This is a genomic window from Bacteroides sp. GD17 (assembly GCF_038448625.1).
Classification (GTDB): domain Bacteria; phylum Bacteroidota; class Bacteroidia; order Bacteroidales; family Bacteroidaceae; genus Bacteroides.
This window is the reverse complement of sequence record NZ_JBCEZS010000041.1, coordinates 1-4,200: the sequence shown is the minus strand read 5'-3', so window position 1 is coordinate 4,200 and position 4,200 is coordinate 1. Positions and strand designations below refer to the sequence as shown.

Below are 4,200 nucleotides of genomic sequence, written 5' to 3'. Positions count from 1 at the left end.
GAAATTGCTCATAACATGAAATCTTTGGGTATACCTGTAGAAACCATTGCCCAGGTTTCCGGCCTTTCCCCGAAAGAAATAGAAGAGTTGTAATTCTTTAGCGATACAATAGTTTTCCTCCCGCCCCGTGCATAAAACAAGTGCACGGGGCGGGATGTTTTTTTATCTGTTGTATCTTTAGAGGAAAAAAGTTATGGATAAAGAAAAAACGAGAGAAGAAGTACAAGGCGAAGCAATACTGCTGACGCCTTACATGAGTTTTGTGATCGGTTGCCTGCAACGGGACGGGAAGCACCCTTCGGTGCATACCTATACCGCTACGCTGCATTCTTTCACAGCGTTTGCCACGTCGAAGGGAGTGCCGATGCAGATTCCCGACGTGTTCACCGTGGCCCGGCTGAAGCAATACCAGTCATGGCTGCGGCAACGGAAGGCGAGTTGGAACACCGTGTCTACCTACATGCGCACACTCCGGGCGGTGTACAACAGGCTGGTGGCTGCACAGTTGGTAATCCGTGATCCGCATCTCTTCGACGAGGTGTACACCAAAGTAGAGTCCCAAACCAAACGTGCCCTGACCGATGAACAGACGCGCACCCTGGCCGCTGTCGACCCCACCTGCCTGCCCGAGGATGTGCAGCGTGCGCTTTCCTATTTCCTGCTGATGTTCCTTTTCCGGGGCATGCCGTTCATCGACCTTGCCCACCTGCGCAGGCAGGATGTGAATGGGAATTGCATCACCTATTGCCGCCACAAGACGGGCCGCCGCCTCACGGTACGTATTCCCCACGAAGCCATGCAGCTGTTTGAAATGTGCATGAGCCAATCACCGGACACTGATTTCCTGTTCCCCATCCTGAAGGACGGTGAAGATGTGTACGAAGTTTACCTGAGCGCTTTAAGGAGATTCAACCGGAGCCTCCAAAAGATGGCCGCACTGCTGCTGCCCGGTGTGAAGATAAGTTCGTACACGGCGCGCCATACTTGGGCTACGATAGCCTACCACCATGGTTGGCATGTGGGTATCATCAGCAAGGCGCTGGGTCACTCTTCCATCAGGGTAACGGAAACTTACCTCAAGCCTTTCGAGGACGAGAAGGTGGATATGGCGAATAATGAGCTGGTCGCTTCCGTCATGGGGAACAACGGAAACGGGAAATAGCGTGATAAACAACGCTTTATGAGGTGTTTGGGTGAGTTCCGTTACTTACCAAGTAACGGAGTGTTTTATTCGACAAAGGTGATAATATTCCTTTATTTATCCAAACAAAAGTATTAATATTTGCATTCACTTTATAAAAATTATAGATCAAACAGCACACAACTCAATAAAAAGAACATATTACACAACTTGTTGGTCATAAACACACACAAAACTCTATTCCATCTTTGATGCCTCAAAAACGGACTGCACTTTTATTCCCTTTTCCGACCTTCGGACTTGCTTTCTCAACAATATAAATGGTAGGAAAACACTTTTTCCTTTTTCGGTGGCTGGTAGTTTTCCGTTACTTGGTAAGTAACGGAATAACCCAAACAAAGCTGCGCCATGTTGACACTTCTTACACAGACCGCCATAGCTGTTTTGTATGACATCTCCTTCAGAGAATATCTGCAATCAGTAAACTTCCATTTACCGGAAGACGAATTGAGTGAACTACTTCATAAACTGGAATCCGGTGGCCTTATCCGTCGCTTGCCGGAAGAAGGGTTGGAGCCGTCATCAGAACTGAAGCCGAAACCGGAAACATGCATGCTGTCCTCTTATGAGCTGTGCCGTCCCTTTCACATGCTTTCTCTGCTTGATGTAATTGAGGCTACGGGTGAACCGATCAATTGCAAATATCCTACTCCCGAGTCTTTTTATACCCATCATGGCCGGGTTGCTCAGAAGATGGGGGTTGCCAATCATATGGTACGCCTGTTCCTTAATGATATAAAGCTTTCCGACTGGTAATCTGTCCGGAAATACTCAGTTGCAAACAACCAATTCATGAATATACCTATTATATATAGACACTTTATCCTCTGCTGCGGAATGCTGCTTGTACTGCTGCCCGGTCTTTATGCACAGAAGCGTCCTCTCTTTGCCCTGAAGACGAATCTGCTTTTCGATGTGGGATTGATACCCAATGTAGAAATCGAAGTTCCACTTGGCAGTCGTTGGTCCCTGAATGGCGAATACATGTTTCCGTGGTGGTTGCTGGATGGTGATAAATATTGCCTCGAAATTCTTTCCGGCGGACTTGAATGCCGTCATTGGCTGGGTAGGAGGGAGAACCGTGCGAAGCGCGAAGCTCTTACCGGGCATTTTCTCGGTTTGTATGGTGGCGGTGGCAAGTACGACCTTCAATGGGATGCGGACGGTTACCAGGGCGAGTTCTTTATTGCCGCAGGCATCAGCTACGGCTGGGCTGCACGTATCGCCCGTAACCTGCACCTGGAACTGAATATCGGCATCGGCGTGCTCCGCACCCAATACCGTCACTACCATGCCCGCGACAATTATCAGACGTTGCTTTGGCAGGAGAACGGGCAGTACACGTGGCTCGGTCCTACAAAGGCGAAGATCTCGCTGGTGTGGTTGCTGAACCGTAAATCGAAGAAAGGGGGTGCACGATGAGACGCATACGTATCGTGTTTGGGTTTAGACAAAAGAACATAAGAACAAATTATTCCTTATCTGTTCTTTTGTTCTTCTGTCTGTTCTTCTCCGGTTGTGAGCGGCGCGAACTGACCTATTACGAAACTGCGGAAATTACCCTTACTGCCGATTGGAGCCAGTCGGGTCTGGACGGTGGCGAGTCTGCCCATGGTGCCACTGCTGTGTTCTATCCGCAGGATGGCGGTGAGCCTCGTATCTTCCTGATGGGCGATTATTCCCGGGAGTCTCTGCGGCTACCGGCAGGAGTTTATGACGTCATTCTCTTCAACCGTTCGTTTACCGATTTCAGTAATATCGCTTTCCGTGGCAACGACGGCTACGAAACGTTGGAGGCTTATAATAAGAATGTGGAAACCCGTACGGATGGAGATACGCCTACCCGTATTGTCACCGCTTCGCCCGAGAAACTTGCCTCAGCCACAGTGCGGGGCTTCACGGTGACGGAAGATATGCTGGGCAATTACAGTCAGTCCTCGTTCGGTAGAACGGGTTATTCCACTACATTGGGAGATGATCGTTGTGCCCTCCACCTTATCCCTGAGAAACGTACTTGCGAGGTGGTGGCGGTGATTCGTGTGGAAGGACTGAATAATGTCCGCTCGGCTATTTGTCGCTTGGACGGTATTTCCGAATCCGTCTTTCTTGCTACGGGCAAAGTTTCCGCCCAAAGCGTGTCTCAGGAGTTTTTGCTTGTTAATCCCGTGTTCGATGAAGGTTCATTCACCAGCGGCACGATGACAGGTACGTTCAGCGTGTTCGGTGTTGACTTTTCCGACGAACATCACCTGCACTTGGAAGCAAAGCTGATAGACGGGAAGACCGTTTTCAAGGAAGATTACGATGATGTGAAGGTGACGGAGAGCGATAATGGAGAGGGCATCATCACTGTTTACGTGGAAGCCAAGACGAGTAAAGTACCCGACGTGAAGCCCGAAGGCGGTTCCGACTCAGGCTTCGATGTGGATGTAGACGGGTGGGGCAAGGATGAGAATACGGATATACCGATAGGATCTAACTAATAATTATAATAATTTAAAATCAAGAATTATGAAAACAATTCATTTAATGACAGTTTCGCTGGCAAGCCTGCTGATGGCAAGTTGCTCGCAGAATGAAGTGACGGAAGTAAGCCCCGATGCTCATCCGCAGATGACGTTTGCGGCGTATACAGGAACGTCTACGCGCGGGACGGATACGACTAATGAGAGTATGAAGGCTGCTCCGTCTACTGAGCAATCAGATAGCTATGGCGGTTTTGGTGTTATGGGATATCATACGGGAACCAGTAATTGGGAGACTGCTAAGTTAACAGCCACTCCTGGCTTTATGCACAATCAGTTGGTGAAGTGGGATGCAACCAGTGGTAGTGGTAAGTGGACATATAGCCCTGTGAAGTATTGGCCCAATAATCTGAATGATAAGATATCTTTCTTTGCGTATGCTCCGTATGAGAGTTCATGGTCAGATGGAGCAAATGTCGGGGTAACGGTTAGTGCTGCCAATGTGCAAGGTATTCCTTATATTGATTTTAAACT

General features: G+C 48.8%; 5 protein-coding genes. All 5 read left to right on the top strand.

The window, feature by feature from the left end:
- Positions 1 to 193 precede the first annotated feature (193 nt).
- Entirely contained in the window at positions 194 to 1,162 is a 969-nt protein-coding gene (locus tag AAE250_RS23365; RefSeq protein WP_342289490.1) for a tyrosine-type recombinase/integrase, read from the top strand.
- Positions 1,163 to 1,549: 387 nt separating this feature from the next.
- Complete coding sequence (locus tag AAE250_RS23360; protein WP_342289489.1) at positions 1,550 to 1,957, top strand: hypothetical protein; 408 nt, start codon at positions 1,550 to 1,552, stop codon at positions 1,955 to 1,957.
- A gap of 36 nt (positions 1,958 to 1,993) precedes the next feature.
- Positions 1,994 to 2,623 (top strand): DUF3575 domain-containing protein, encoded by a 630-nt coding sequence (locus tag AAE250_RS23355; RefSeq protein WP_342289488.1) that lies wholly within the window; start codon positions 1,994 to 1,996, stop codon positions 2,621 to 2,623.
- Positions 2,620 to 3,684 carry a DUF5119 domain-containing protein gene (locus AAE250_RS23350; RefSeq protein WP_342289487.1) on the top strand — a complete coding sequence of 355 codons (1,065 nt, stop codon included), beginning with the start codon at positions 2,620 to 2,622 and terminating at the stop codon, positions 3,682 to 3,684. Before AAE250_RS23355 ends, AAE250_RS23350 begins: the two co-directional genes overlap by 4 nt.
- Before the next feature lie 28 nt (positions 3,685 to 3,712).
- Positions 3,713 to 4,200, top strand: a 488-nt coding sequence (locus AAE250_RS23345) for a fimbrillin family protein (RefSeq protein ID WP_342289486.1), incomplete at its 3' end; no start/stop codon positions are given.